Raw genomic sequence first — 26,231 nt, forward strand, 5'->3', positions numbered from 1 at the left:
AGATTGCAGCCGCCTCGATGACTACAACAACTCAGGCGGGCCTGTGGTGCCTGTCCAGCCAGCCTTGCGCCAGACCGACCAGCAGACCCACCAGATGGGCCATGTTGGCGGTGGGGGTGCCTAGCATGTCGAAGAAGCCGAGCACCAGCCAGATCAGCATGAAGCCCATCAGGGCCGGTGGCATGGTGAGGCCGCAGGCGGGCTGCAGTCTGGCACGCAGCCAGCTGTAGCCGAGCAGGGCATAGACCACCCCGGATAGGCCGCCAAAGCGCGGGCCGCTCACGAAAAACTCGGCGATATTGGGCAGCGCGGCCCCGACCAGCAGCAGGATAAACAGCTTGCCGCTGCCGAGCCGCTGCTCGATCTGGCCGCCGAGATACCACCACCACAGCAGGTTGAACACCAGGTGCAGCACCGAGAAGTGGATAAAGGCCGGGGTGACGTAGCGCCAGGCCTGCCAGTCGGTGAACTGGGCCAGGGTCGGGTGGAACGCCAGCTCGTCGAAGATGGGCAGGCCTATGGCATCCAGCGCATAGATGGCCAGACAGGCGATGATGACCACCAGGGTCAGGGGACCCGCCTGATGGAGGAAGTCGGTGACCGGATCCGTCATCCCCTTGCTGTAGTCGATACGGGCATCCGCCCGGCCGGATTGCCAGGAGGCCTCCATGTAGCGGGGGTGATTGGGCTCGGCGAGGAAGCGCTTCACCTCCTGCTGGGCCTGGGCGAGGCGCTGCTCGTCCGCCAGCCAGACGGAGACGCCGAGCTCGGACTGGGTCAGCTCGCACGAGATGCCCAGGGTGGCGAGGTAATCCACCAGCGCCTGGGCCATGCGGGCGTCCCCCAGCACCAGCAGCTGGATCATGCCGGCCGGGGAGGAGTGCCCCGCCCCTGTCATGCGTCCCCCGCCTGGATCGGGAACTCCCTGCGCCAGGCCTCGAAGCCGCCGTCCAGGCTGTAGACCTCGTCATAGCCCTGTTGCAGCAGATACTGGGCCGCTCCCTGGCTGCTGTTGCCGTGATAGCACATCACTATGACCGGCGTGTCGAAGTCCACCTCGTTCATGAAGCGAACCAGGGAACCGTTGGTGAGGTGGAAGGCGCCGACCGCGTGGGCCGTCTCGAAGGATTGGGGATCGCGAATGTCCACGAGACGGGCTTCGCCTGCGCTCAGCTTCTGGTGGGCATCATGGGCGCTGATATGGGCAAACTGGTCCATTGAGATGTCCTGAAAATGGAGGATTGAGGGCCAGTTTACCGCAAGCCGTGGCTTGCGCTAAGTCCGCAATGTGCCTTGCCATGTGCCGCAGGATCGCAATTTCCTTCAATATCGGCTTGGGCGGGCCGGATAGGCTGGTGGCTCAATCCTTTGCGTGAGCATCATCCATGGAAATCAGTCTGTTGCTGTCCATGTCCGGGTTTGCCCTGGCCATGTCCATCTCCCCCGGTCCGGTCAACCTGGTCGCCCTCGGCACCGGCGCTCGTTATGGCTTTCCGGCCAGTCTGCGCCACGTGGTGGGGGCGACCCTGGGCTTCATCCTGCTGCTCCTGCTGATGGGGCTGGGCCTCGGCGGTGCCCTGTCCCGCTGGCCGGTGGCGGCGGGCGCCATCCACTGGGGCGGCGTGCTCTTTCTCTGTTACATGGCCTGGCAACTGCTGGTGGACAGGGGGCAGCTGGAGCGGGTCGAGGGGGCGCCCCCCGCCTTCTGGTACGGGGCCCTGATGCAGTGGCTCAATCCCAAGGCCTGGCTCGCCGCCAGCATGGGGATGGGAGCCTATGGTGTCGCGGGCGGGGTGGGGCAGGTAGCCCTGTTTACTTCTATCTATCTGGTGATCTGCCTCGGCTCCATCGCCTGCTGGGCCTATGCCGGCAGTTGCATGCAGGGGCTGCTGCTCGTGCCTCGCCGGTTGCGCTGGTTCAATCGGGCCATGGCGCTCTTGTTGCTGCTCAGCGCAGCCTATCTGGTGCGTTCAGCCTGACGGGCGAGCTGGGTCCTGTACTGGCCCGGGGTGGCGGCGACCCGGCGCTTGAACTGGCGCTGGAAGTGGGCCTGATCCGCGAAGCCGCTGGCCAGGGCGACCTCGGCCAGGGGCTGCCCCTGCCTGAGCAGGGTGCGGGCGTGGCGGATCCGTCTATCCAGCAGATAGGCGTGAGGAGTCATGCCGTAATGGTGGCTGAAGGCGCGTACGAAGTGGGAGGGGGTGAGCCCGGCCACGGCGCTCAGCTGTGACAGGCTGAGGGGGCTGGCGCTGTCGTCCTGCATCAGCTCGGCAGCCCGTTGCAGGTGCCGGGGCGGGCGATCGTCCCACCTGGCCGGGGTGAGCCTGGCCAGCAACTGGCGGCTGAACAGGTGGCAGGCCACCTCGCGGGCCAGGGGATCCGGCGCCTCTACCAGCTGGTGATGGAGGTGTTGCAAGCCCCGGTAGAGCAGGGGATCCCGGCTCGCCGTCATGTCGAAGGGCCTGAACTCGCTGCCGAGGCCCGCCTCCTCCTGCTGGCTGCGCAGCCAGTCGGTATCGAGGTAGAACATCAGATAGGACCAGGGCTGATCCGCGATGGGATTGCAGGCGTGCACCTCTTCCGGGTTCATCAGCACCAGGGAACCCGGGCCGACCTCCTGCAGGCTGCGCTGGTTGAGGTAGTGACTGTGACCGCCGGTGATGGCGCCGATGGAGAAGTGGGGGTGGCTGTGCTTGTCGTAGCAGACGTGGCGGCCATCCTGCACCGCCCGCGCCTCGATGAAGGGCAGGGAAGGGTCGTGCCAGAAGCTGTGTCTGTCCGGCCCTGCCTCTGCCCTGCTCATGATCAGCCGCCGAGATAGGCCTGGCGCACTGCCGGGTTGGCGAGCAGGGCCGCCCCCGTGTCCTGCAGCACCACCCGGCCGTTCTCCAGCACATAGCCCCGATCCGCCAGCTTGAGCGCCTGGTTCGCGTTCTGCTCCACCAGGAAGATGGTCATCCCCTTCTGGCGGAGCTGCTCTATGGTGTCGAAGATCTGCTGGATGATGATGGGGGCCAACCCCAGGGAGGGCTCGTCCAGCAGCAGCAGGCGCGGCTTGCTCATCAGGGCCCGGCCTATGGCCAGCATCTGCTGTTCGCCGCCGGACATGGTGCCCGCCCGCTGCTCCAGCCGCTCGTGCAGCCGGGGGAACAGGGTGAATACCTGATCCAGCAGGGCAGGTTGCTCGGCCTTGTCGACGAAGAAGGCCCCCATCAGCAGGTTCTCCTGCACCGTCAGGCGGGCGAAGATGCGGCGCCCCTCAGGCACCACTGCGATGTCCTTGCGCATGATGCGGGCCGTGCTGAGGGAGTCTATCTGCTCCCCCTCGAACCAGATGCTGCCGCTGCTGGGCTTGGGTTCGCCGCACAGCGTCATCAGCAAGGTGGTCTTGCCGGCGCCGTTGGCGCCGATCAGGGTGACGATTTCCCCCTCTTTTATCTCGACGCTGACGTCGTGCAGCGCCTGGATCTTGCCGTAGTGGGTCGATACGTTGCGAAGTTCTAACATCTTGATTTCCTTACGACTCGCCCAGATAGGCCTTGATCACGGCCGGATTGCTGCGGATTTCATCCGGCTTGCCGTGGGCCAGCGGGGTACCCTGGTTCACCACGAAGATGCGGTTGGAGATCTCCATCACCAGCTTCATGTCGTGCTCGATGAGCAGCACCGAGACCCCAAACTCGTCCCTCAGGTTGGAGATGAGGTCGTTGAGTTCGTCGGTCTCGTGCGGGTTGAGGCCGGCGGCAGGCTCATCCAGCATCAGCAGCTCGGGTCGGGTCGCCATGCAGCGGGCGATTTCGAGGCGACGCTGCTGGCCATAGGCCAGGTTGCCGGCGGGGCGGTTGGCGAGATCCTTGAGGCCCACCTTCTCCAGCCAGAAGGCGGACTGCTCCAGCCCCTCTTTCTCGGCACGGCGGAAGGCCGGGGTCTTGAACAGGCCGGCGATGAAGCCGGTGTTGAGGTGTCTGTGCTGGGCCACCAGCAGGTTCTCCACCGCCGTCATCTCCTTGAACAGGCGCACGTGCTGGAAGGTGCGCACTATCCCCTTGCGGGCGATGAGGTGGCCGGGCAGCCCCTGGATCTCCTCGCCACGGTAGCGGATGGTGCCGCCGGTCGGACGGTAGAAACCGGTCAGGCAGTTGAAGATGGTGGTCTTGCCCGCCCCGTTGGGGCCTATGATGGAGATCACCTCTCCCTTGTCCACGTCCAGCTTGACGCCGTTGACCGCCAGCAAGCCGCCGAAGCGCATCGACAGATCGGAGACGTCGAGCAATTTGTTGTTGGTATCGTTCAGCTTGCTCATTTGCGCAGCTCCATATGGGGTCGGCTCATGGGCAGCAGTCCCTGCGGCCGCCAGATCATCATGAACACCATCAAGAGGCCGAACATCAGCATGCGGTACTCGTTGAACTCACGGGCCAGCTCCGGCAGCACCGTCATGACGATGGCTGCCAGCACCACCCCGATCTGGGAGCCCATGCCCCCCAGCACCACGATGGCGAGGACGATGGCCGACTCGATGAAGACGAAGGACTCCGGGCTGATGAAGCCCTGGCGCGAGGCGAAGAAGCTGCCGGCGAAGCCCGCGAAGCAGGCGCCTATGGTGAAGGCGGTCAGCTTGATGATGGTGGGGTTGAGCCCCAGGGATTTGCAGGCGATCTCGTCTTCCCGCAGCGCCTCCCAGGCACGGCCCAGCGGCATCCGCAGCAGGCGGTTGATGACGAACAGGGTCGCCACCACCAGCACCAGGGCCATCAGGTAGAGGAAGATGACCTTGTGGTTGGCGTTGTAGGCGATGCCGAAGAAGTCGTGGAAGGTGCCAAAGCCCCCGTCCTTGACGGTGCGGTTGAACTCCAGGCCGCCCAGGGTCGGCTTGGGGATGCCGGAGATCCCGTTCGGGCCGCCGGTCAGGGTAGTCATGTTGTTGAGCAGGATGCGGATGATCTCGCCAAAGCCCAGGGTGACTATGGCCAGATAGTCCCCCCTCAGCCGCAACACAGGGAAGCCGAGCAGGAAACCGAAGGTGGCCGCCATCAGGCCGGCGATGGGCAGGCACTCCCAGAAGCTCAGGCCGAAGTAGGTGTTGAGCAGGGCGTAGCTGTAGGCACCGACCGCGTAGAAGCCGACGTAACCGAGATCCAGCAGGCCGGCGAGGCCCACCACCACGTTCAGCCCCAGCCCCAGCATGATGTAGATCAGCGCCAGGGTGGCGAGATCGATGGCACCGCGCGAGGCCATGAAGGGCCAGCTGACCGCAAACAGCAGCACCAGGATGGCGGTGAGGTTATAGAGCTTGGGCGCCTCCTCCGGGCTCGGCAGCACCAGCTTGGTGAAGCCGACGGAGAAGCCGCTGATGGAGGCCTGGAACAGGCGACTGATCTGGCCGCGCAGCATCTGGAACCAGAAGACGATGGTGGCGCCCCCCAGCAACCAGGCCAGGGAGACATCGAGCCGGCTCACCACCAGCAGGTTGGAGCCATCGGTCTCCAGCTTGAAGCCGAGCAGCCAGAAGGAGAGCACCAGCAGCATCAGGCTGGCGATGCAGGCATGGATAAATTGTTTTTTCATACCTTCTCGACCTCCGGACGACCCAGGATGCCGGTGGGCATAAAGAGCAACACGAAGATGAGCAGGGCGAAGGCCATCACATCCTTGTATTCGGTGCTGAGGTAGCCGGCGGTGAGCGCCTCGACCACGCCGAGCAGCAGGCCGCCGATCACGGCACCAGGAATGCTGCCGATGCCGCCCAATACCGCTGCCGTAAACGCCTTGAGACCTGCCATAAAGCCGAGGTAGGGGTTGATGACGCCGTAATACATGCCGAGCAGCACACCTGCGATGGCGGCCAGGGCGGCCCCCAGCACGAAGGTGATGGAGATGACCACGTGGGTGTCTATGCCCAGCAGGTTGGCCATCTTGATGTCTTCCGAACAGGCGCGACAGGCGCGGCCCATGCGGGAACGGTTGATGAACTGGGTCAGCGCCAGCATGGTGATGAAGGTCACCACGAAGATGATGAGCTGCATGTAGGAGAGGCTGGCCTGGAAGCCGTCCTCACCGCCCAGGGTCCAGCCCCCGGAGATCAGGGTGGGCATGGCGATGTCGCGCGAGCCCTGTGCCATCCGCATCATGTTCTGCAAGAAGATAGACATGCCGATGGCGGAGATGAGGGGGATGAGGCGATTGCCGCCCCGCAGCGGGCGATAGGCGACCCGCTCTATGGTCCAGCCATAGCTGCCGGTGATGAGGATACTGATCAGAAAGGCGCCACCCAGCAGCAGCACTGTGCTGTCGATGCCCATCATCATGAGCCCCGCCATCACCATGAAGGCGACATAGGAGCCGATCATGTAGACCTCGCCGTGGGCGAAGTTGATCATGCCTATGATGCCGTAGACCATGGTGTAGCCGATGGCGATCAACGCATAGGTGCTGCCTATGGTCAATCCGTTCAGCAACTGCTGAACCAGATAAAGAAGGTGTTCGGACATACTGCGTTCCCTGTACTTGCCCGCAAAGAAAGGAGGGGGTGACGCTTGTCACCCCCGACCGGCAGATTATTTGACTTGGCTGGAGGTACCGTCGGCGTGCCACTGGAAGACACCGAACTCGAAGCCTTTGAGGTCACCGTTCGGTGCCCAGCTCAGGGGGCCCATGACGGTGTCGATCGGTGCGGCCTTCATGGCGGCAGCCACGGCAGCGGGATCATCCTCGCCCGCCTTGGCGATACCGGCCGCCAGAGCCTGCATGGCCGCGTAGGTGGTCCAGACGAAGGGACCGGAGGAGTCCTGACCCTTGGCCTTGAACGCTTCCACGATGGAGGCGTTGGCAGGCAGCAGATCGTACTTGTTCGGCAGGGTGACCAGCAGGCCTTCGGAGGCCGGGCCGCCGATGGCGGAGATGTCCTTGTTACCCACACCTTCCGGACCCATGAACTTGGCCTTCAGGCCCTTCTCGCCAGCCTGGCGCAGGATCAGGCCCAGCTCCGGGTGGTAGCCGCCGTAGTAGACGAAGTCCACGTTCTCTTTCTGCAGCTTGGCGATCAGGGCGGAGAAGTCCTTGTCCCCGGCGGTGATGCCTTCAAAGGCCACTACCTTGACGCCCGCCTTGTCCAGGGCTGCCTTGACGCTGGAGGCGATGCCTTCACCGTACTGCTTCTTGTCGTGGATGACGGCCACGCGCTGGGGTTTGACCTGCTCGATGATGTACTTGGCGGCGGTCGGGCCCTGGTCGCTGTCCAGGCCTATGGTACGCATGGTCAGCTGGTAGCCACGCTCGGTGATCTTGGGGTTGGTGGAGGCCGGAGTGACCATCAGCACCCCTTCATCTTCATAGATGTCGGAGGCGGGCAGGGTGTTGTCTGAGCAGAGGTGGCCGACCACGAACTTGACGCCGTCGTTGATCACCTTGTTGGCGATGGCCACGGCCTGCTTGGGATCGCAGGCGTCGTCATAGATGACGGCTTCGATCTGCTTGCCCTTGATGCCGCCCGCCTTGTTGATCTGTTCGACCGCCATCTTGCCGCCGGTGAACTGCATGTCACCGTACTGGGCGACCGGGCCGGTCAGGGGGCCGGCGATGCCGATCTTGATGGTATCGGCCGCATTGGCCATGGAGACTGATCCAAACAGAGCCAAAGAAACCGCTGCCCTGACTGCCATTTTGCTCAAGTTATTCATTGATTCGTCCCTTAATCAGTGGATTGTTTCATTTTCCGTGTGTCATTCCGAGCCTGTGTCCCGCCAGCCCGGCAATAGATAAGGTTCTATCATTCCTCACCGTGCAATAACAAGATGTTAAAGATACTAACCGGAACGGGTTGGCCAGGGCATTTATGAAACAAATGCCCTGCTTTAATTTATATTTTGGAGTTTAATATCGCGGATGTCGATTAACATACTGACAACAAATTGTCACGATGACAATTTTCAGAGTAAAAAACTGACGATATTTCATTCTGCGTCCGCTCTCATTTTGACCAAATTCCGTTTGCGCAAAAAGAAATGACCGCCTAGATTAGCCAAGATTGACAATTCGCTGGCAGCTCTCGTTAAAACCAAGCCTTTATTCGGGAAATCTGCTACTGTTCCGCCTTTGTTATTCAGGAGACAGAGATGGCCACTATCAAGGATGTCGCCTCCAGGGCAGGCGTATCCATCTCCACCGTCTCACATGTACTCAATCACACCCGTCGGGTCAGCGAAGATGCAACCCAGAAAGTGCTTGAGGCGGTGGCAGAACTCAACTACGCGCCCAATTCGGTAGCGCGCAGCCTCAAGATCAACTCGACCAAGACCATCGGCATGCTGGTCACCACCAGTGCCAACCCCTTCTTTGCGGAAGTGGTGCAAGGGGTGGAAGCCTACTGCTTCGAACAGGGTTACAGCCTGATCCTGTGCAACACCGAGAACCAGCCCCCCCGTCAGCAGCACTATCTGCGCATGCTGATGGAGAAGCGGGTCGACGGCTTGCTGGTGCTGGGGACCGACATCGACACCCCGCTGCGGGACATGCTGCGGATCCACAAGAACGTGCCTCAGGTGGTACTGGACTGGGGAACCGAGTGCGACTTTGCCAACGTGATCAACGACAACGCCCGCATAGGTGCGCGCCTGGCCGTGCGTCATCTGCTGGAGCAGGGTCACACCGAGATCGTCTGCATCACGGGCCAGATCGACAAGCCGACCACCCAGCAGCGGCTGGACGGGGTGCGTGACGCCCTGGGCGAGCATGGCCTGACCCTGAAGGACGAGCAGATCTTCGAAGGGGATTACGAGAGCCAGAGCGGCTACGACGCCATGCAGCGGATCCTGGCCCTGACGCCGCGGCCGACCGCTGTCTTCGCCTTCGACGATCCCATGGCGATCGGCGCCATCTGCGCCGCCTGGGAAGCCGGGGTCAAGGTGCCGGACGACATCTCCATGATCGGCTATGACGACATCGAGATGGCGCGCTTCTCCAGCCCGCCGCTCACCACCATCCGCCACCCCAAGGCCGAGTTGGGCCTGCTGGCGGTGCAGCAGCTGGTGAGCCGGATCCGCAACAAGGAGCTGGAAGTCGAGTCCATGACGGTCCAGCCCGAGCTGATCGTCCGCCGCTCGGTCAAGTCCCTGCGCTGATCGCCTGGCCTCGGGCACCACGAAAAACCCCCTCCCTCGCGAGGGGTTTTTTGTTTTTGGGGTCTCAGGCCTTGAGGCCGAGCCGTCTGGCGAGCCGGTGCAGGTTGCCGCCGTCCAGCTCAAGCGCCCGGGCGGTGGCGGCCCAGTTGCCGTCATGGGCGGCCAGGGTCTGCTCTATCAGCTGGAGCTGGAAGGCGTCGGTGGCGGCGCGCAGGCCGAGGCCAGCGGCGACGGGCGGGGCAGGGGTGGCCGTGCTGGCGGCAGGCAGCGGCGATACCGCCGCCCCCAGATTGAAGTGATGGGCATCCAGGGCCGGGGACTGGCTGCCCTGCTCGGCCCGCGCCAGCACGGCGGCTCTGTGGATGGCGTGCTCGAGTTCCCGCACGTTGCCCGGCCAGTCGTGACCCTCGAGCAGTGCCAGTGCCCCGGGCAGGATGCGCAGCCGCTCCAGCCCCAGGCTGACCCGGCAGCGTTCGCAAAAATAACCGGCCAGCAGGGGAATGTCCCCGGGACGTTCCCGCAGCGCCGGGGCCTGGATCGGGAAGACGCTCAGCCGGTGGTAGAGGTCGGCCCGGAACTGCCCCTCGACCACAGCCTGCTTCAGATCCCGGTTGGTGGCCGCCAGGATGCGCACATTGACCTTGAGCGGGGTGTCGTCGCCGATGCGCTGCAGATCCCCGTATTGCAGCACCCGCAACAGCTTGGCCTGCAGCGCCAGCGACAGCTCGCCAATCTCGTCGAGAAACAATGTGCCCTTGTCCGCCAGTTCGAACTTGCCCGCCCTGTTGTGGATGGCGCCGGTGAAGGCCCCCTTCACGTGACCGAACAGCTCGCTCTCGGCCACCGATTCCGGCAGGGCGGCGCAGTTGAGGTAGACCAGGGGGGCGCTGGCGCGGGGTGAGCCCTGATGCACCGCCTTGGCGATCAGCTCCTTGCCTACCCCCGTTTCCCCCAGGATCAGCACGTTCAGCTCCGAGCTGGCGACTACCTCTATCTCGTGGCGCAGGCGGGCCATGGCGGGGGAGCGGCCTATCATCTCCGGCTGGCCCTCGGCATGGGGGACTGAGGCGAGCGGCTCGCTGCTCTGGCGGGCGAGCCGCTCCAGCAGCAGGGCGTTGCTGAGGGCGGCGGCGGCCAGGGCCCCCACCAGCCGCAGCTCCTCGTCGCTGATGCCGTCGAACTGGGTCGGGTTCATGCCGTCTATGGTCAGGGCGCCGATCAGGGTCTGATCCGAGAAGAGCGGCAGGCCGACGCAGGCGTGCACCTTGAAGTCGTCGTGATCCGGGATCAGGCCGTCATAGGGGTCGGGCAGGGCGCTGTCGGCGGGGAAGCGCACCACGTCGCCGGCCCGGGCGATGGCCTCCATGCGCGGGTGATCCTTGAGGGCGAAGCGGCGCCCCAGCACGTCCTGCATCAGGCCGTCGATGGCGAGCGGGATGAACTGGCCCCCCTCGAAGCGCAGCAGGGCCGAGGCGTCCGAGTGCAGCAGGCTGCGCACGCTCTGGATCAGGCGGTGGAATCTGTCCTGATGGGAGATGCCGAGTTGCAGGTCGAGGGCGATGCGCGCCAGGCTGTCGGTCGAGATCACAATGATTGTCCTAATGACACTATGTTTGTGATTTTGACTATATGGTGTGATTGTCATAATGACAACAACTGAGGTTTGCGTTCAATAAAAACAATGAGTTATAAGTTGGCATGCCTGCTGCAATAGCCAGTTCAGTCGAACATCCACTATTGCATTCGAGGAACTGCCTGATGAGCATTCACGTCAAGAACAACATCCACTGGGTCGGCCAACGGGACTGGGAGGTACGCGACTTCCACGGTACCGAGTACAAGACCCATAAGGGCACCAGCTACAACAGCTATCTCATCCGCGAAGGGAAAAACGTACTGATCGATACCGTCGATCACAAGTTCAGCCGCGAGTTCGTGCAGAACCTGGCGGCCGAGATCGATCTCGCCACCATCGACTATGTAGTGATCAACCACGCCGAGGAGGATCACGCCGGCGCCCTGACCGAGCTGATGGCCCGCATCCCCGGCACCCCCATCTACTGCACCCACAACGCCATCGACTCCATCACAGGCCACCATCACCACCCGGAGTGGAACTTTCACCCGGTCAAGACCGGTGACAGCCTGGATATCGGCAACGGCAAGCAACTGGTATTCATCGAGACCCCCATGCTGCACTGGCCCGACAGCATGATGACCTATATGACAGAAGATGCCGTGCTCTTCTCCAACGACGCCTTCGGCCAGCACTACTGCGACGAGCACCTGTTCAACGACGAGGTGGATCAGACCGAGCTGATGGAGCAGTGCCAGCGCTACTACGCCAACATACTGACCCCCTTCAGCCCGTTGGTGACCGCCAAGATCAAGGAAGTGCTCGGTTTCAACCTGCCGGTGAGCATGGTGGCCACCTCCCACGGCATCGTCTGGCGCGAGGATCCCACCCAGATCATCCTGAAATACCTGGAGTGGGCCGACCACTATCAGGAAGACCGCATCACCCTCTTCTACGACTCCATGTCCAACAACACCCGCATGATGGCCGATGCCATAGCCCAGGGCATCCACGAGGTGGACCCCCGCGTGGCGGTGAAGATCTACAACGTGGCCCGCCACGACAAGAACGAGATCCTGACCCAGGTGTTCCGCTCTAAGGGGATACTGGTGGGCTCCTCCACCATGAACAACGTCATGATGCCCAAGGTGGCGGGTATGCTCGAAGAGATCACCGGCCTGCGCTTTCGCAACAAGCGTGCCTCGGCCTTCGGCAGCTACGGCTGGACCGGCGGCGCGGTGGACCGGATCCAGACCCGGCTGATGGATGCAGGCTTTGACATCAGCATCTCCCTCAAGGCCAAGTGGCGGCCGGATGGCTCGGCGCTGGCCGAATGCCGCGAGCATGGCCGTCAGCTGGCCCGCCAGTGGGCGCTGCACCCCCTGGAGGCGCCCCGCCCGATCACCACAACTCAGACAGACGTGACGCCTGTCCCCCTGATGCCAGCTGTTGAGCCGACAGCCGCAGCGGCCACCGCCGAATGGGATGACGACCAGGCCATGCTCTGCACCGTCTGCCAGTGGGTCTACGACCCGGCGCTGGGTGAGCCGGATCAGCTGGTGGCGCCGGGTACCCCCTGGGCTGAGGTCCCTGACAGCTTCCTCTGCCCGGGCTGCGGCATCGGCAAGGAGGTATTCGAACCCTGCGCCGTGGAGGCCTGTGTATGAGTGCAGCAACTCAGAGTGACGCCGGCATCAGCCGGGAGATAGTGGTGATCGGCAGCGGCTTCGCTGCCCAGCAGCTGGTCAAGAGTCTGCGCAAGCTGGACGCCGAGCAGCCCATCCGCCTCATCACCGCCGACAGCGGTGACGAGTACAACAAGCCGGACTTGAGCCACGTGGTGAGCCGGGGCTGCGCCGCCGCGGCCATGACACGCCAGAGCGGCAGCGACTTTGCCGAGCAGCAGCGCATTGCGCTGCTGCCCTACTGCCCGGTGCTCGGGATCGACCCTGCCAGGCGCACCCTGTTGACCTCGCAGGGCAGCTTCCCCTATGGCCAGCTGGTGCTGGCCACCGGTGCCAGCGCGGTACGCCCCGAGCTGCCAGGCAGCGAGCATCTGGTCACCCTCAACAGCCAGCAGGAGTATGCCGCCGCCGAGGGGACAATCCAGCAGGCCCGCCGCATCCTGGTGCTGGGAGCCGGCCTCATCGGCTGCGAGCTGGCGATGGACATGGCGAGCGATGGTCGCGAGGTCACCCTGCTGGATCTGGCCGACAGCCCCCTCAGCGCCCTGCTGCCCGCCACCCTGACCCAGCCGCTGCAACAGGCGCTGCGCAGCCAGGGGGTCAGCCTGCAGTTCGGGACAGGTCTCGCCAGGATAGACGCCCAGCCGGGCGATGGCTGGCGCGTCACCCTGAGTGACGGGCGCGTCAGCGAGCAGGATCTGGTGATCGCCGCGATCGGCCTGCGGCCGAATCTGGCCCTGGCCCGCGGGGCCGGGCTGGCAGTGGAGCGTGGCATCCTGGTCGACGATCGGCTGCAGACCAGCGACCCCCATATCTTCGCGCTGGGGGATTGTGTGCAGTGGCAGGGTCAGCTGCTCCCCTTCCTGCAACCCATTGTGCTGGGGGCCAATGCGCTGGCGCGCACCCTGCTCGGCACGCCGACCCCGCTGGCCCTGCCGCCCATGCTGGTGAAGGTGAAGACGCCGCGCTACCCGCTGCAATTGGCGGGCCGCACCCGGGGTGAAGATCTCGCCTGGCAGTGCCGCTGGAACAGCCACGGTATGGTGGCCGAGGCCCGCGACCAAGCTGACGAGCTGTGCGGCTTCGTGGTGGGTGGGGATCAGATGAGCGCCGCCTTCCCGCTGCTGCGCCAGTTGCCCCGTTAACCCCTTTCATTGCACTGGCCGGATCGACCCGGCCACTCGAGGAGAACCGATATGTCCCTGCAACCGATACCGTCTCACTGGGTGGTGCGCCGCTCCACTCCCTTCTTTACTCGCGCCAACGTGCCCGCAGCCCTGCTCAGCCACCACAACACCGCGGCCGGGGTGTTCGGCCAGCTCTGCGTGATGGAGGGCACAGTCACCTATCACGGCTTTGCCGACGAGCAGGCCGAGGAGCCCGAGCTGAGCCTGGTGATCCGGGCCGGGGAGTTTGCCACCAGCCCGCCCCAGTACTGGCACAGGGTCGAGCTGTCGGAGGATGCCCGCTTCAACATCCACTTCTGGGCCGAGCAGGCAGAATCCGACCAGCCGCTGTTCAACAGCCGCAAGGCATAAGGTTCAACCATGGAGAGGGGCATTGGGCGCAAATGTCCCCCTCTGCCCATGCAGATCAAAATAATCAACTCAGATGTTCGTTATCCTGCCCCCATATCCGCATGAGTGCTATGAGGGAGATGCATGAGCCTGATTGAAGCGATGACCATGGCCGCCGGCCTGGCCTATCTGGTGCTGCTGGCATGGCAGGCGCGATCGGGTTGGCAGTGGCGCCTCGCCCTCGGTCTGCTGCTCATGTTCTGGTTGCTGGCGGCAGACAGCCTGCTCTGGCTCGGCGTGGGGCTGGTGGCCGCCGCGCTTGCCCTCTGGCACCAGCGGCGGCCGCTGCCCGCCCTCGAGGCGCTCGACAGCCAGTGGCTGCGTGCACGCACGCGCCAGCTGCTGCTGCTCTGTTGGGGGCTGGTGACGCTGCAATACGGCCTGCACATCTGGCAGCTGGGGCAGGGGATACCCCCCTGGCTGGTACGCCCTGACGTGGTGGACGGCTTTCTGCCCATCGCAGGCGGCCTCGGGCTGCGGGCCTGGCTCGGACAGGGTCTGGTGGATCCCCACCATCCGGCGGCCACCGTCACCGTGCTGGTGCTCTCGCTGTCGGCCCTGCTGCTGGGACGGGCGTTCTGTGCCTGGTTCTGCCCCCTTGGGCTGGTGGGTGAGTGGCTGCACGGCCTGCGCAGCCGATGGATAGCGGGGGAGTGGACGCCGCCGCGCTGGCTCGATGTCGTGTTGCGCGGCCAGAAGTTTGTGGTGCTCGGCTTCTTGCTCTTCATCATCCTGCTGGCGGTGCCCGCCGCCGCCCTGCCCGGCTACCTCGCCAGCCCCTACCATCAGGCGGCGGACATGAAGATGGGGGCCTTCTTCTTCAACCTGACCCTGATCTCGGGCCTCTGTCTTGGCTGGGTGCTGCTGCTCACCGCCAGCTTCCGGCAGGGGTTCTGCCGCTACCTCTGCCCCTATGGCGCCTGGCTGGCCCTGCTCGGCCTGCTGACCCCATTGCGCATTCGCCGTGACCCGGCCCGTTGCCTGCGAAGCGCGGGCCACGACTGCGACAAGTGCAGCCGGGCCTGCCCGTCGCGCATCCAGGTGCACCAGCTCATCGCGGTGCGCAGTCTCGAGTGCACCAGCTGCCTGAGCTGCGTGGCTGCCTGCCCGAAGCGGGCAGATGCATTGCACCTGGGCACGCAGGGGCGCCGACTTGCCCCCCGCCAGTTGCTGGGGCTGCTCTGCCTGTTGCTGCTGGTGTTGCCGCTGCTCTCTTACGGCCTGCTGGAGGTCTGGGTCAGCCAGACACCGCTGGCGGATCGCTACGAGCTGCTGCAACGGCTGCCCTGGTTGAGCCATTGAGTCGCCGTGTGCGTCGGGGTGGGACAGTGTCCACCCCGTTGCGACGGCGACCTGTATAAATTTCCCCCGGCAAATTGTTAGCGCCATCCCACTTTGCTCATATTGGAATTGATCATATGCAAGGGCCCACCATAATGGACCCTGTTAATTGGCGTTGTTAATTCCAACCAGATGAGCAACAACATGAATATCAAGGTCAGCTATCCCAAGTGGTTTACCCTGGACCATAAAATCGCGTTCTTCTTCCCGCTGTAATTCCCCGCGGCGGCGCGGCATGCCTGCCATGCCACTAGCCCGCCTCCATTCCTGAACTGAAATAGCTGCACCCGTTTTCGTCTGTTTATTCCGGCGAGGCGATGTCGTGCACCCATTCTCAATATTTCCCACCTGCCGGATATTCTATTTTCGGCGGGGGAAGAGACACATTCTGAATATTTAAATCTGGGGTGTTTATATTATGGAAAACTTCAAGCATCTGCCCGAACCCTTCCGTATTCGTGTCATCGAGCCGGTCAAGCGCACCACCCGCGCCTACCGGGAGGAGGCCATCGTCCGCGCCGGCATGAACCCCTTCCTGCTGGACAGCGAAGACGTCTTCATCGATCTGCTGACCGACAGCGGCACCGGCGCCATCACCCAGGACATGCAGGCCGCCATGCTGCGCGGTGACGAGGCTTACAGCGGCAGCCGCAGCTACTACGCCCTGCAGCAGGCGGTGCAGGAGATCTTCGGCTATTCACTCACCATCCCCACCCACCAGGGGCGCGGCGCCGAGCAGATCTACATCCCTGTGCTCATCAAGAAGCGGGAGCAGGAGAAGGGGCTGGATCGCAAGAAGATGGTGGCGCTCTCCAACTACTTCTTCGACACCACCCAGGGCCACACCCAGATCAACTGCTGCGTGGCGAAGAACGTCTACACCAGGGAGGCGTTCGATACCTCGGTCACCGCCGACTTCAAGGGCAACTTCGATCTGGTGAAGCTGGAGGAGGCCATCCTGGAGGCGGGCCCCGCCAACGTGCCCTACATCGTCAGCACCATCACCTGCAACTCCGCCGGGGGGCAGCCGGTGTCCATTGCCAACCTGAAGGCGGTGTACGAGCTCGCCAGAAAGTACGACATCCCCGTCATCATGGACTCCGCCCGCTTCGCCGAGAACGCCTACTTCATTCAGCAGCGCGAGCCCGGCTACGCGAACTGGTCCATCGAGGAGATCACCAAGGAGTCCTACAAGTACGCGGACGGCCTCGCCATGTCGGCGAAGAAGGATGCCATGGTGCAGATGGGGGGGCTGCTCTGCTTCAAGGACGACAGCATGCTGGAGGTCTACACCGAGTGCCGCACCCTGTGCGTGGTGCAGGAGGGCTTCCCGACCTACGGGGGTCTGGAGGGGGGCGCCATGGAGCGCCTCGCGGTGGGCCTGCGGGACGGCATGCGCCAGGACTGGCTGGCCTATCGCATCGGCCAGGTGCAGTACCTGGTGGATGGCCTCGAGGCCCTAGGCGTGGTGTGCCAGCAGGCGGGGGGCCACGCGGCCTTCGTGGACGCGGGCAAGCTGCTGCCCCACATCCCGGCGGATCAGTTCCCGGCTCACGCCCTGGCGTGCGAGCTCTACAAGGTCGCCGGCATCCGCGCGGTGGAGATTGGCTCACTGCTGTTGGGGCGGGATCCCGCCACCGGCAAGCAGCACCCCTGCCCGGCGGAGCTGCTGCGCCTCACCATACCGCGCGCCACCTATACCCAGACCCACATGGATTTTGTCATCGAGGCCTTCGGCGAGGTGAAGAAGAATGCCAGGAACGTGAAGGGTCTGGACTTCATCTATGAGCCGGCCGTGCTGCGCCACTTCACCGCCAGGTTGAAGGAGGTCGAGCCTCAGGGCCAGGTGGTCAGCAAGAAGAGTGAAAAATTAATAGAAGCATAACGAGTCAGGGGCACTTAATCAGGTGCCCCATTTTTTTCACAGCTCTGTGAAATTTCGGGAGTGACACCACATGACATCGAAACCATCCGTGACGGGAGGGGCCTGCATCATTGCCAGCGTCTGTGTCGGCGCCGGCATGCTGGGGTTGCCGAGTGCGGGGGCGGGCGCCTGGACCAGCTGGTCCTCGCTCGCCATTATTCTCACCATGATCGTCATGACGGTCTCCGGCTGGATGTTGCTGGAAGCCTTCAAACCCTATGAATTGACCGCCTCCTTCAATTCGGTGACCAAGGATTTGCTAGGTCACAAGATCAACGTCTTCAACAACCTGACCGTCTATTTCGTGGGCGGCATCCTGCTCTATGCCTATATCACCTCCTCGGGTCTGATCCTGAGCGGCCTGCTCGGCATCAACAGCCAGCTGGCGTCCGTGCTGTTCGTGCTGGTCTTCTCCTGCTTCGTCTGGCATTCGACCCGGGCGGTGGATCGCATCTCTGTGGTGCTGATCGCCTTTATGGTGCTGAGCTTCGTGTTCGGGGTGTCGGGCCTTGCCGCCAACATAGACGCGACCATGCTGTTCCACTCCCTCACCGAGGAGCTGGGTCAGGCCCCCTATGCCCTGGCCATGCTGCCGGTGGCGCTCACCTCCTTCGGCTACCACCACTCGGTGGCGTCGATGCGGGCCTATTATGGCGAGGAGCAGAAGGCCAAGCAGGCGATCCTGGGGGGCACCCTGATCGCCCTGGCGCTCTACCTGCTGTGGCTGCTCAGCATCTTCGGCAACCTGCCTCGCAATGCCTTCGGCCCCATCATCGCCAAGGGGGGCGACGTCGATGTGCTGCTCGGTGCGCTGGCCTCGGTGATCGAGTCGAAGCGGGTATCCAACGCCATCAACCTCTTCTCCATGGCGGCCATCCTCTCCTCCTTCATCGGGGTGGGCCTGGGGGTGTTCGACTATCTGGCGGATCTGTTCAAGTTCGACAACAGCCGCCAGGGCCGCGCCAAGTCCTGGGGCGTCACCTTCCTGCCGCCCCTGCTGCTCTCCTTGCTGTTCCCGTTCGGCTTCGTGGTGGCCATCGGCTATGCCGGGGCGGCGGCGACCGTCTGGGCCTGCATCATCCCCGCCCTGCTGGCGAAGAAGTCCCGGGAGCTGGCTCCACAGGGGGGCGGCTTCAAGGCCCCCGGCGGTCAACCCATGGTGGTGGCCGTCATCGTCTTCGGGGTGCTGACGGCCGTCTTTCACCTGATGGCCATGGCGGGCATGCTGCCCATCTATACCGGATGACCTCAACCTTCCGGCAAGCCGACATGGGGCGCCTGCGGGCGCCCCATGTGGTATCTGGCGTCTGAACCGCCCCGAACAGATGGCAACGGCCGGATATCACCCCTGTTTCCCCCCATTTTCCCTCCGGATTTGATACCCGAAGGCATGCAGGGTAAAGTCCCCCGGCGCCAGCATTGGCGAACGCAGGAGAAGCACGGCGGCGCGCCGTGACCAGTCAACAATCCGTTTGGGGGAGTAATGGAACAGAAACCATCGTTGGTGGGCGGGGCATGCATCATTGCCGGCGTCTGTGTGGGAGCCGGCATGTTGGGACTGCCGAGTGCGGGCGCGGGTGCCTGGAGTCTCTGGTCCATGCTCGCGGTGGCGCTGACCATGGTGGTGATGACGGTTTCCGGCTGGATGCTGCTGGAATCCTATCGCGGTTATCCCCTGCGCGTCTCCTTCGATACCGTGACCCGGGATCTGCTGGGGGAGAAGGTCAATGCCCTCAATAACCTGAGCGTCTACTTCGTCGGCGGCATCCTGCTCTACGCCTACATCACCTCGGCCGGTCTCATCATAGACGGCATGACGGGGATGGGCAGCCAGCTGGGCTCCATCCTCTTTACCCTACTCTTCTCCCTGCTGGTGTGGCACTCCACCCGGGCGGTGGACCGCATCTCAGTGCTGCTGGTGATCCTGATGGGGCTGAGCTTTGCCTTCGGCATCTCTGGCCTGTCGATGAACGTTCGCCTCGATCTGCTGCTCGACCGGGTCGGCAGCGAGACCCACTACGCCCCCTATGCCCTGGTGATGTTGCCGGTGGCGCTCACCTCCTTCGGCTATCACCACTCGGTGTCGTCCATGCGGGCCTACTACGGCGAGGAGCGCCGTGCCAGCCGCGCCATCATGGGGGGCACCGTCATCGCGCTGACCTTCTACCTCATCTGGCTGGTGAGCGTGTTCGGCAACCTGCCCCGCAGCGAGTTCGGCCCGGTGATCGAACAAGGGGGCAACGTGGATGCCCTGCTCAAGGCGCTCGGTTCGGTGATCGAATCCAGGGCGGTGGCCAATGCCCTCAACGCCTTCTCCATGGCGGCCATTCTCTCCTCCTTCATCGGGGTGGGCCTGGGGGTGTTCGACTATCTGGCGGATCTGTTCAAGTTCGACAACAGCCGCGCCGGTCGTGCCAAGTCCTGGGGCGTTACCTTCCTGCCGCCTCTGGTGCTCTCCCTGCTGTTCCCGTTCGGCTTCCTGGTGGCCATCGGCTATGCGGGCGCCGTGGCCACCCTGTGGACCTGCATCATACCGCCGCTGCTGGCCTGGAAGGTGCGCAAGGCGGCGCCTGATGGCAGCGCGGGCTTCCGCGCTCCCGGCGGTATCCTGATGATAGGGCTGGTGATCCTGTTCGGGGTGCTGACCGCCGCCTTCCACCTGCTCAACATGGCGGGGCTGCTGCCTGTCTATACCGGCTGATCGGCACTCCTTGCGATCCTATGTAGAAAAAACGGCGCCTTCGGGCGCCGTTTTGCCGTGGTCAGCATGGGCAGCTGAGGGCCGACACTTCGCCCGCCGTTTTGCCGTGGTCAGCATGGGCAGCTGAGGTCTGGCACTTCGCCCGCCGTTTTGCCGTGGCTAGTATGGGCAGCTGAGGTCTGACACTTCGCCCGCCATCGAAGCATTGCCATGGCTATGCCACTACTCTGGAGCCTCTTGTCACCAAGGAGAGTCAGGGATGTACGATATTCACGTGATGCTGCCCGATAACCCGGGCACACTGGGGCTGTTCGGGAGCTTGATGGGGCGGGCCGGTGTCAGTCTGGAAGGAGGTGGCATGTTCACCCTGGGGGGCGCAGGCCATGCCCACTTTCTGGTGGAGGATGGCGCCGCTGCGGCCCGGGCCGCCGAACAAGGGGGGCTGGAGGTGGTGGCGGTGCGCGAGGTGCTGGTGCGCCGCCTCAAGCAGGAGGTGCCGGGGCAGCTGGGGGCCATCTGCAGCGCCCTGGGGGAGGCCTCGGTCAACATCATTACCCTGTACAGCGACCATGCCAACCAGCTGATCCTGGTGACCGACGACATCGACAAGGCCCGCGCAGGGTCACGGCAGAGTGGCAGTGACAGGGGCAAGCAGAGAGTAGCGAGATGAGCAAGCAGGAGAGCCTGGAACAAGGTCTGGCGCAGGTGGCGGCCGCCATCGCCGATGGCAGCCGCGCCCGCATGCTGTGCGCCCTGATGGATGGGCGCGCCTGGACGGCCACCGAGCTGAGTCTGGTGGCCGAGGTGTCGGCGTCAACCGCCAGCAGTCACCTGGCCCGGCTCCAGCAGCAGGGGCTGACGGCCTGTGTCAGGCAGGGCAAGCATCGCTACTACCGCATCGCGAGCCATGACGTGGCGCTGGTGGTGGAGCAGCTGATGGGGCTGGTGGACATGGGCACGGGGGCCAGGAGCAAGACCCCGGAGCGGCTGCGCTTTGCCCGTAGCTGTTATGACCATCTGACGGGGGAGCTGGGGGTGAGGCTCCATGACGGCCTGATGAGCCAAGGCTGGCTGGAGGCCGAGGGCTATGGGCTGACCCCGCAGGGGGAGCAGCATCTGGCCCAGCTTGGCATCGACTGCGTGGCGACCGGCAAGCGCCCCTTCGCCTGCCACTGTCTCGACTGGAGCGAGCGGCGCATGCATCTTGGCGGCCAGCTGGGTGCCCGCCTGCTCGGCCATATGCTGGACAAGGGGTGGCTGGTGCGCGAGCCGGATAGCCGTGAGCTGACCCTGACCCCCAAGGGGCAGCGGCAGTTGCAACGGCAGCTCGGCGTCGTGCTGTGAGGAGTCATGGCCTTGCCGGGGGGATGGCGGTAACGGCGAGGTGAGAGTCGGGATCTCGGCTGCAGCTTGATTGATAACGGCTTTTCCATTGTCGCCGCAGGATAGAAAGCCCAGGCATGGTCATCATGCGGGGCTTTTGATTGTGGGCAGATATGGCTTCAGGCGTTCATGGTGGGTTATTCCACCGGGGTCAGACGGAAGCCTTTGCCTTGCATGCACAGGTTGATCAGCTCGGCCTGCTCTTCGTCTTCGATCTTGTTGAGTTTGACCTGATATTGGCACTCGGATAAGGCATCTGTTCTCTGGGCTTCAGAGGCACCCGCTTTCGTATATTCACTGCTGGGAGTGGAAGAGCAAGCGCTCAGTACCAGAATGGCGCCAAGAAGGATAAGGTGACGTTTCATGAAAATACCCTTTGCAGTGATGCATATTGAAATGCAGCCAATATATTGATCTGTCAATTGCCCGGCAGCTATTCCGGCCAATCCAATGACAGATATTTCGCCATTATATAGACCCCTGGCCTGAAGATATTAACCGGGGCTGAATGACGACGCAGAAAGCCATATTCCCTTGCCATCCAATCCATCACCTCCAAGACAGAACCCCACCGAAAGACACCGGCAGACCGGCATCTTCTCCTCCCAAAATTGGGACACCCACCTGATGGGAAATCGAATGAACTGGGACGAATGAACTGGGACACCCACCAATGGGAAATGGCGGATAACTTGAAAGCCCCGCTCATGTGCAGACTGATTCGAAGGTATGAAACGGTGGTGATAGTGCTAGCTGTGAGCTTGAACGAGCGTCAGTGGCTGCCAGTGGGCAATCAGTGCCCGTGCAACGTCAAAGAGGGCCGCTGTCATCGATGGATTGGCAGTGAACTCGCGAGTTTTTAAGGTATCAAAGGCTGGGTTGATAACATCGTGTCTGGCCACAATGGACCGCGTAGCGCTGGCAGCAAAGCTTGTCGCCAATCGCCCGGATACCGTGACGCCGAAACAGGGTGACTTGCCCCAACCACTGCCCCTCTTCTATGCCCAGGCGCTGGAGTACAGGTGCGAGATGATGCGGGATATGGCCATGCTTGTCTAGGCGAATGGCTCGTCCCGTCCAATCCACCAGCGCCAGATAATCGGCAAAATAGCAGGGGAGTGCCTCTGGCTGACCTTCTCTTGCAAAGGGCAGCAGCAAGGGGAGCTTTGTGGCTAGATCAGCGGTTTGCTCGGTACGTTGCTGGACGCTGGTGAAGTCGCTCTCCTCCGGAGTGGTTGCGATGCCAGCTCGAATGGGATTGAGGTCGACATAGGTCATGCAGGCCAGCAGTGCCGACTCGGTGAGCAGGGCCTGGCTTTTGAAGCGCCCTTCCCAGAAGTGGCCCTTGCAGCCATCTTCCTGATTGGCCTGGCGGGCCAGCGACTCGTTCAGCAAACGTACCAGCCAGCTGATGGAATGGAGACGCTCCCGCCACTGGGCGATCAGCTGGTGCACGACGTCCAGCTCGGGTGCTATCAGTTCCTCCCCCTGATACCATCGCCGCACCAGCAAGGGCCATTGAAACAGACGGGACCAGCGTTCAGCCACCTCATGTTCACTCCATTCATGGGCCATGTTGGCCTGTACCTTGAGTACCAGGTGATAGTGATTGCTCATCACGGCATAGGCGCAGATGCCGATGGCAAAGACCTGCGACAGCTGGCCCAGCTTGTCGGCAACCCATTGGCGCCTGTGCTCGTAGCTTTGGCCTGAGTGATCATCCTGACCGCAGAGAAAGGCACGCCGGACACAGCGGCTGACCACGTGGTAATAAGGCGTATCGGCGAGGCTGATCTGGCGTGAACGGGCGATGGTCATGGTGGCTCTCTCCTCGGGTCTCTCGGTTTAAGGAAAGTGGAGGGAGAGTGAGTTGTCAAAGCTGGGGTTGGGTGGGTGTCCCAGCTTTTACCATGGCCGATCTTGATCAATAGTTATGCCGCGCCAGCCACCGCCCTGTAGGTTCGATTAGCGCAGCGTAATCGGACGATCGAGTGGCCTTGGTTGCGGATGTTGCCGTGCAACAGAGGCGGCCTGCCGGAGGGGAGAATTCGGCTGGCCATTATGGTGGGAGAATCTATTTACGCGAATGTCCGATTACTCCTGACGGCTAATGGAACCTACGCGCTAATTTAATTATCAGGTGGCCTTGTTAATAAAATGCATGAAGCATGCTTTGGGATCGTATTGGTCATTACTTCTAATATCAGGGATTCGGTAATGTTTATTTAGAGCGTTTATTTGATTTAATGCCTGTAGTCCAATGCGAGAAAAATGTTCTCTTCTATATGCGTGATACTCAGGATAGTCCGGCGGATAGCTTTCCTCACCAACTAGTTTTAGGTTTTCAAGAGTATCCCTAAGGCGTTTTGGAATAGATATTATTTCAAACATAAGCCCAGAGGGTAGTAATGTATATTCACCTGTCGGTAACGTTATGCTTGGATATTTTACGGTTGTATCCCATAGACCTCGCTCATCTTGCTGCATGGGGTCATTAATAGAGTTGAAGCACTCACCAACGAAGTCATCTAAAACAATCACTAAGTTGATAGCGAGAAACTCCGCTTCTTTTGTTTTTTTATTTTTTTCAGAGCGTGACTCTTTAAACCATGTAAAAAGAGACAAAAATATTTGAGCGCTTATGGTAACGATACCACCTAAAACTACCTTTCCTGTATCTGATTGAAAGAAGTCCATTTTTCACCCTGTTAAATAATATTTCCCTGTTGGTGCTGATGGTTTTTATATAGTTAATTGTCACGAGAATGGCTATTTTCCATCAGTGAATATGATATTTCAATTAAAAACGGCACCAAAAGGTGCCGTTTTATATATCACTTACTCAACCCAAATCACTGCAGCAGCGAGATATCCGCGACTTGCAGGAACAGGTTGCGCAGGTTGTTCAGCAGCGCCAGACGGTTGGCCTTGAGGGCTTCGTCGTCGGCCATCACCATGACTTTGTTGAAGAAGGTGTCGACCGGCTCGCGCAGGGCGGCCAGGCGGGTGAGGGCAGCCTGATAGTCACCGGCAGCGAACAGCGGGGCCAGTTCGGCTTGCAGTTCGGCAACCTGGGTGGCCAGCGCCTTCTCGGCGGCATCGACCAGCAGTTCCGGTTTGACGGCAGTCGGCAATTCGCCTTCGACCTTGGCCAGGATGTTGCTCACGCGCTTGTTGGCAGCAGCCAGTGCCAGTGCGGCATCCAGGCTGCGGAAGTGGCTGACGGCCTTGACGCGGCGATCGAAGTCGAGCGGACGGGTCGGGTGGCGGGCCAGTACGGCCAGCACCACGTCGGCACCGATGCCTTCGTCCTGATAGGCGGCGCGGAAGCGGCCCAGCATAAAGTCGACCACGTCGGTAACGACGGTGTTGTTGGTCAGCTTGTCGCCGTAGACACGTACCGCTTCTTCCACCAGTTCAACCAGATCCAGGTCCAGCTGCTTCTCGGTCATGATGCGCAGGGCACCGATGGCGGCGCGGCGCAGGGCGAACGGGTCTTTATCGCCCTTCGGCAGCATGCCGATGCCAAAGATACCGGCCAGGGTGTCGAGCTTGTCGGCCAGCGCCACGGCGCAGGCTTCCAGAGCGGACGGCAGGGCATCACCGGCGAAGCGCGGCATGTACTGCTCGTTGAGGGCTACGGCCACTACTTCGTCTTCGCCGTCGTGACGGGCGTAGTGCATCCCCATCACGCCTTGGGTGCTGGCGAACTCGCCGACCATGTTGGTCATCAGATCGCACTTGGAGAGCAGACCGGCACGCTTGGCCTGAGCCACGTTGGCGCCGATGCGCTTGGCGATGAAGCCGGCGACGGTCTCGATGCGCTCGACCTTGGCCTTGACTGTGCCCAGCTGTTGCTGGAACAGCACGGTTTCGAGGCGCGGCAGGCGGGAAGCCAAGCTCTGCTTCAGATCGGTCTTGAAGAAGAACTCGGCGTCGGACAGACGGGGGCGAACCACCTTCTCGTTGCCGCTGATGATCTGGCTCGGGTCCTTGGACTCGATGTTGGTGACGAAGATGAACTTCGGCAGCAGCTTGCCGTTCTTGTCGTAGACCGGGAAGTACTTCTGGTCACCCTTCATGGTGTGCACCAGCGCCTCGGCCGGCACGGCCAGGAACTTCTCTTCGAAGTTGGCGGTCAGCACCACAGGCCATTCGACCAGGGCGGTGACTTCTTCCAGCAGGGCGTCGTCCAGATCGGCGACACCACCGAAGGCGGCGGCGGCGGCTTCGACGTCAGCCTTGATCTTGGCCTTGCGCACCATAAAGTCGGCTACTACCTTGCCTTTTTCCAGCAGGATCTGCGGGTACTGGCTGGCGTTGTCGATGGTGAACTCGCTCTCGCCCATAAAGCGGTGACCGCGCAGGGTGCGGGCGGAGTCGATACCCAGAATGTGGGCGGGAACCAGATCCCCATCCAGCAGCAGGGTCACGGTGAACACCGGACGCACGAACTGGATGGTCTTGTCGCCCCAGCGCATCATCTTGGGGATGGGCAGCTTGGCCAGAGCCTGGCTAACCAGTTCACCCAGCAGCTCGCGCGCCGGACGACCTTCAACCTTGGCGGTGTGGACCAGCCACTCGCCCTTGTCGGTGACCAGACGCTCGGCCTGTTCAACCGTGATGCCGTTGCCACGGGCCCAGCCTTCGGCAGCCTTGGTCGGCTTGCCGTCGGCATCGAACGCCTGGGCCACGGCCGGGCCGCGTTTCTCGACGCTCTTGCTCGGCTGCTCGCCGGCCAGCTCGTGCACCTTGAGTGCCAGACGGCGCGGTGAGGCAAACCACTCGACGTCGCCGAAGGCCAGATCGGCCTTGGTCAGTTCGCTCTTGAGGTTGTCGGCAAAGGCTTCGGCCAGGGAGCGCAGGGCTTTGGGAGGCAGCTCAGCAGTGCCGATCTCTACCAGAAATGTATGTTGTGCCATGTC

General features: G+C 62.5%; 25 protein-coding genes. 12 read left to right on the top strand and 13 right to left on the bottom strand.

The features are described from left to right. Window positions 1-31 precede the first annotated feature (31 nt). Both glpG and glpE read right to left on the bottom strand, forming a co-directional pair. The gene (glpG, locus tag HB860_RS20215; protein ID WP_247627767.1) at window positions 32-865 is read right to left on the bottom strand and encodes a rhomboid family intramembrane serine protease GlpG; all 834 of its coding nucleotides are present in this window, start codon (window positions 863-865) and stop codon (window positions 32-34) included. A gap of 29 nt (window positions 866-894) precedes the next feature. Beyond that, a complete protein-coding gene (gene glpE / locus HB860_RS20220; RefSeq protein WP_043763931.1) occupies window positions 895-1,218 on the bottom strand; it encodes a thiosulfate sulfurtransferase GlpE in 324 nt (107 codons plus the stop codon). A gap of 167 nt (window positions 1,219-1,385) precedes the next feature. Here glpE and HB860_RS20225 point away from each other — a divergent pair, with 167 nt between their 5' ends. Next, complete coding sequence (locus tag HB860_RS20225) at window positions 1,386-1,979, top strand: LysE family translocator (protein WP_247627739.1); 594 nt, start codon at window positions 1,386-1,388, stop codon at window positions 1,977-1,979. Here HB860_RS20225 and HB860_RS20230 read toward each other — a convergent pair. The 6 genes from HB860_RS20230 to HB860_RS20255 form a co-directional block, all read right to left on the bottom strand. After that, window positions 1,958-2,803, bottom strand: coding sequence for an AraC family transcriptional regulator (locus HB860_RS20230; protein WP_247627740.1), 846 nt, complete (start codon window positions 2,801-2,803; stop codon window positions 1,958-1,960). The two genes, HB860_RS20225 and HB860_RS20230, sit on opposite strands and share 22 nt — an antisense overlap. A gap of 2 nt (window positions 2,804-2,805) precedes the next feature. Continuing rightward, the gene (locus tag HB860_RS20235; RefSeq protein WP_025328819.1) at window positions 2,806-3,507 is read right to left on the bottom strand and encodes an ABC transporter ATP-binding protein; all 702 of its coding nucleotides are present in this window, start codon (window positions 3,505-3,507) and stop codon (window positions 2,806-2,808) included. A 10-nt stretch (window positions 3,508-3,517) separates the two neighbouring features. After that, window positions 3,518-4,303 carry a high-affinity branched-chain amino acid ABC transporter ATP-binding protein LivG gene (gene livG / locus HB860_RS20240; protein ID WP_139438547.1) on the bottom strand — a complete coding sequence of 262 codons (786 nt, stop codon included), beginning with the start codon at window positions 4,301-4,303 and terminating at the stop codon, window positions 3,518-3,520. Beyond that, window positions 4,300-5,568, bottom strand: coding sequence for a high-affinity branched-chain amino acid ABC transporter permease LivM (locus tag HB860_RS20245; RefSeq protein WP_247627741.1), 1,269 nt, complete (start codon window positions 5,566-5,568; stop codon window positions 4,300-4,302). Before HB860_RS20245 ends, livG begins: the two co-directional genes overlap by 4 nt. Continuing rightward, window positions 5,565-6,491: a high-affinity branched-chain amino acid ABC transporter permease LivH gene (gene livH / locus HB860_RS20250; RefSeq protein WP_025328816.1), complete on the bottom strand. Its 927-nt coding sequence runs from the start codon at window positions 6,489-6,491 to the stop codon at window positions 5,565-5,567. The genes HB860_RS20245 and livH overlap by 4 nt, the downstream gene beginning before the upstream one ends. A gap of 66 nt (window positions 6,492-6,557) precedes the next feature. Next, window positions 6,558-7,679 carry a branched-chain amino acid ABC transporter substrate-binding protein gene (locus tag HB860_RS20255; protein WP_162519276.1) on the bottom strand — a complete coding sequence of 374 codons (1,122 nt, stop codon included), beginning with the start codon at window positions 7,677-7,679 and terminating at the stop codon, window positions 6,558-6,560. A gap of 435 nt (window positions 7,680-8,114) precedes the next feature. On the opposite strand from HB860_RS20255, the gene HB860_RS20260 reads away from it, so the two are divergent. Continuing rightward, the gene (locus HB860_RS20260) at window positions 8,115-9,119 is read left to right on the top strand and encodes a substrate-binding domain-containing protein (protein WP_025328814.1); all 1,005 of its coding nucleotides are present in this window, start codon (window positions 8,115-8,117) and stop codon (window positions 9,117-9,119) included. Between the two features lie 64 nt (window positions 9,120-9,183). Here HB860_RS20260 and norR read toward each other — a convergent pair whose 3' ends face one another. Beyond that, window positions 9,184-10,707: a nitric oxide reductase transcriptional regulator NorR gene (gene norR / locus HB860_RS20265; RefSeq protein WP_247627742.1), complete on the bottom strand. Its 1,524-nt coding sequence runs from the start codon at window positions 10,705-10,707 to the stop codon at window positions 9,184-9,186. A gap of 170 nt (window positions 10,708-10,877) precedes the next feature. On the opposite strand from norR, the gene norV reads away from it, so the two are divergent. The 10 genes from norV to HB860_RS20310 all read left to right on the top strand — a co-directional run bounded on the left by norV (window position 10,878) and on the right by HB860_RS20310 (window position 21,267). Next, window positions 10,878-12,362 carry an anaerobic nitric oxide reductase flavorubredoxin gene (gene norV / locus HB860_RS20270; RefSeq protein WP_247627743.1) on the top strand — a complete coding sequence of 495 codons (1,485 nt, stop codon included), beginning with the start codon at window positions 10,878-10,880 and terminating at the stop codon, window positions 12,360-12,362. Next, window positions 12,359-13,525, top strand: a complete 1,167-nt coding sequence (gene norW / locus HB860_RS20275) for an NADH:flavorubredoxin reductase NorW (protein WP_247627744.1) — start codon at window positions 12,359-12,361, stop codon at window positions 13,523-13,525. Before norV ends, norW begins: the two co-directional genes overlap by 4 nt. A gap of 51 nt (window positions 13,526-13,576) precedes the next feature. Next, window positions 13,577-13,918, top strand: coding sequence for a DUF1971 domain-containing protein (locus tag HB860_RS20280; protein ID WP_247627745.1), 342 nt, complete (start codon window positions 13,577-13,579; stop codon window positions 13,916-13,918). 123 nt (window positions 13,919-14,041) lie between these two features. Then, the gene (locus tag HB860_RS20285) at window positions 14,042-15,259 is read left to right on the top strand and encodes a 4Fe-4S binding protein (RefSeq protein ID WP_247627746.1); all 1,218 of its coding nucleotides are present in this window, start codon (window positions 14,042-14,044) and stop codon (window positions 15,257-15,259) included. Window positions 15,260-15,442: 183 nt separating this feature from the next. Further along, the gene (gene tnaC, locus HB860_RS22400; protein ID WP_223302601.1) at window positions 15,443-15,514 is read left to right on the top strand and encodes a tryptophanase leader peptide; all 72 of its coding nucleotides are present in this window, start codon (window positions 15,443-15,445) and stop codon (window positions 15,512-15,514) included. Window positions 15,515-15,716: 202 nt separating this feature from the next. Further along, window positions 15,717-17,183, top strand: a complete 1,467-nt coding sequence (gene tnaA / locus HB860_RS20290) for a tryptophanase (RefSeq protein WP_247627747.1) — start codon at window positions 15,717-15,719, stop codon at window positions 17,181-17,183. A 70-nt stretch (window positions 17,184-17,253) separates the two neighbouring features. Next, window positions 17,254-18,468: an aromatic amino acid transporter gene (locus tag HB860_RS20295; protein WP_139438598.1), complete on the top strand. Its 1,215-nt coding sequence runs from the start codon at window positions 17,254-17,256 to the stop codon at window positions 18,466-18,468. 237 nt (window positions 18,469-18,705) lie between these two features. After that, on the top strand, window positions 18,706-19,923 hold the full coding sequence (locus tag HB860_RS20300; RefSeq protein WP_139438601.1) for an aromatic amino acid transporter: 1,218 nt from the start codon (window positions 18,706-18,708) through the stop codon (window positions 19,921-19,923). A gap of 259 nt (window positions 19,924-20,182) precedes the next feature. Next, on the top strand, window positions 20,183-20,593 hold the full coding sequence (locus HB860_RS20305) for an amino acid-binding protein (protein WP_247627748.1): 411 nt from the start codon (window positions 20,183-20,185) through the stop codon (window positions 20,591-20,593). Then, window positions 20,590-21,267, top strand: coding sequence for an ArsR/SmtB family transcription factor (locus HB860_RS20310; protein ID WP_247627749.1), 678 nt, complete (start codon window positions 20,590-20,592; stop codon window positions 21,265-21,267). The genes HB860_RS20305 and HB860_RS20310 overlap by 4 nt, the downstream gene beginning before the upstream one ends. Before the next feature lie 176 nt (window positions 21,268-21,443). Here the strand turns inward: HB860_RS20310 and HB860_RS20315 are convergent, their stop codons facing one another. From HB860_RS20315 to glyS, 4 genes are all read right to left on the bottom strand, one after another. Continuing rightward, window positions 21,444-21,671, bottom strand: coding sequence for a lipoprotein (locus HB860_RS20315; protein WP_159392280.1), 228 nt, complete (start codon window positions 21,669-21,671; stop codon window positions 21,444-21,446). Window positions 21,672-22,173: 502 nt separating this feature from the next. Further along, window positions 22,174-23,124 (bottom strand): transposase, encoded by a 951-nt coding sequence (locus tag HB860_RS20320; protein WP_247627750.1) that lies wholly within the window; start codon window positions 23,122-23,124, stop codon window positions 22,174-22,176. Between the two features lie 318 nt (window positions 23,125-23,442). Continuing rightward, window positions 23,443-24,003: a hypothetical protein gene (locus tag HB860_RS20325; protein WP_247627751.1), complete on the bottom strand. Its 561-nt coding sequence runs from the start codon at window positions 24,001-24,003 to the stop codon at window positions 23,443-23,445. A gap of 155 nt (window positions 24,004-24,158) precedes the next feature. Further along, entirely contained in the window at window positions 24,159-26,228 is a 2,070-nt protein-coding gene (gene glyS / locus HB860_RS20330) for a glycine--tRNA ligase subunit beta (protein WP_247627752.1), read from the bottom strand. Window positions 26,229-26,231 lie beyond the last annotated feature (3 nt).

Source organism: Aeromonas genomosp. paramedia, from assembly GCF_023093515.1.
Taxonomy (GTDB): Bacteria; Pseudomonadota; Gammaproteobacteria; order Enterobacterales; family Aeromonadaceae; genus Aeromonas.

What these genes read in the sequence shown, in the direction of transcription:
- HB860_RS20315 (WP_159392280.1), bottom strand. Translation starts at nt 21,671, where the DNA reads ATGAAACGTCACCTTATCCTTCTTGGCGCCATTCTGGTACTGAGCGCT.
- tnaA (WP_247627747.1), top strand. Translation starts at nt 15,717, where the DNA reads ATGGAAAACTTCAAGCATCTGCCCGAACCCTTCCGTATTCGTGTCATC.
- livG (WP_139438547.1), bottom strand. Translation starts at nt 4,303, where the DNA reads ATGAGCAAGCTGAACGATACCAACAACAAATTGCTCGACGTCTCCGAT.
- HB860_RS20235 (WP_025328819.1), bottom strand. Translation starts at nt 3,507, where the DNA reads ATGTTAGAACTTCGCAACGTATCGACCCACTACGGCAAGATCCAGGCG.
- HB860_RS20245 (WP_247627741.1), bottom strand. Translation starts at nt 5,568, where the DNA reads ATGAAAAAACAATTTATCCATGCCTGCATCGCCAGCCTGATGCTGCTG.
- HB860_RS20300 (WP_139438601.1), top strand. Translation starts at nt 18,706, where the DNA reads ATGGAACAGAAACCATCGTTGGTGGGCGGGGCATGCATCATTGCCGGC.
- glyS (WP_247627752.1), bottom strand. Translation starts at nt 26,228, where the DNA reads ATGGCACAACATACATTTCTGGTAGAGATCGGCACTGCTGAGCTGCCT.
- glpG (WP_247627767.1), bottom strand. Translation starts at nt 865, where the DNA reads ATGATCCAGCTGCTGGTGCTGGGGGACGCCCGCATGGCCCAGGCGCTG.
- norV (WP_247627743.1), top strand. Translation starts at nt 10,878, where the DNA reads ATGAGCATTCACGTCAAGAACAACATCCACTGGGTCGGCCAACGGGAC.
- HB860_RS20295 (WP_139438598.1), top strand. Translation starts at nt 17,254, where the DNA reads ATGACATCGAAACCATCCGTGACGGGAGGGGCCTGCATCATTGCCAGC.
- norW (WP_247627744.1), top strand. Translation starts at nt 12,359, where the DNA reads ATGAGTGCAGCAACTCAGAGTGACGCCGGCATCAGCCGGGAGATAGTG.
- HB860_RS20225 (WP_247627739.1), top strand. Translation starts at nt 1,386, where the DNA reads ATGGAAATCAGTCTGTTGCTGTCCATGTCCGGGTTTGCCCTGGCCATG.
- livH (WP_025328816.1), bottom strand. Translation starts at nt 6,491, where the DNA reads ATGTCCGAACACCTTCTTTATCTGGTTCAGCAGTTGCTGAACGGATTG.
- HB860_RS20255 (WP_162519276.1), bottom strand. Translation starts at nt 7,679, where the DNA reads ATGAATAACTTGAGCAAAATGGCAGTCAGGGCAGCGGTTTCTTTGGCT.
- HB860_RS20280 (WP_247627745.1), top strand. Translation starts at nt 13,577, where the DNA reads ATGTCCCTGCAACCGATACCGTCTCACTGGGTGGTGCGCCGCTCCACT.
- HB860_RS20305 (WP_247627748.1), top strand. Translation starts at nt 20,183, where the DNA reads ATGTACGATATTCACGTGATGCTGCCCGATAACCCGGGCACACTGGGG.
- HB860_RS20325 (WP_247627751.1), bottom strand. Translation starts at nt 24,003, where the DNA reads ATGGACTTCTTTCAATCAGATACAGGAAAGGTAGTTTTAGGTGGTATC.
- glpE (WP_043763931.1), bottom strand. Translation starts at nt 1,218, where the DNA reads ATGGACCAGTTTGCCCATATCAGCGCCCATGATGCCCACCAGAAGCTG.
- HB860_RS20285 (WP_247627746.1), top strand. Translation starts at nt 14,042, where the DNA reads ATGAGCCTGATTGAAGCGATGACCATGGCCGCCGGCCTGGCCTATCTG.
- HB860_RS20260 (WP_025328814.1), top strand. Translation starts at nt 8,115, where the DNA reads ATGGCCACTATCAAGGATGTCGCCTCCAGGGCAGGCGTATCCATCTCC.
- HB860_RS20310 (WP_247627749.1), top strand. Translation starts at nt 20,590, where the DNA reads ATGAGCAAGCAGGAGAGCCTGGAACAAGGTCTGGCGCAGGTGGCGGCC.
- HB860_RS20230 (WP_247627740.1), bottom strand. Translation starts at nt 2,803, where the DNA reads ATGAGCAGGGCAGAGGCAGGGCCGGACAGACACAGCTTCTGGCACGAC.
- HB860_RS20320 (WP_247627750.1), bottom strand. Translation starts at nt 23,124, where the DNA reads ATGACCATCGCCCGTTCACGCCAGATCAGCCTCGCCGATACGCCTTAT.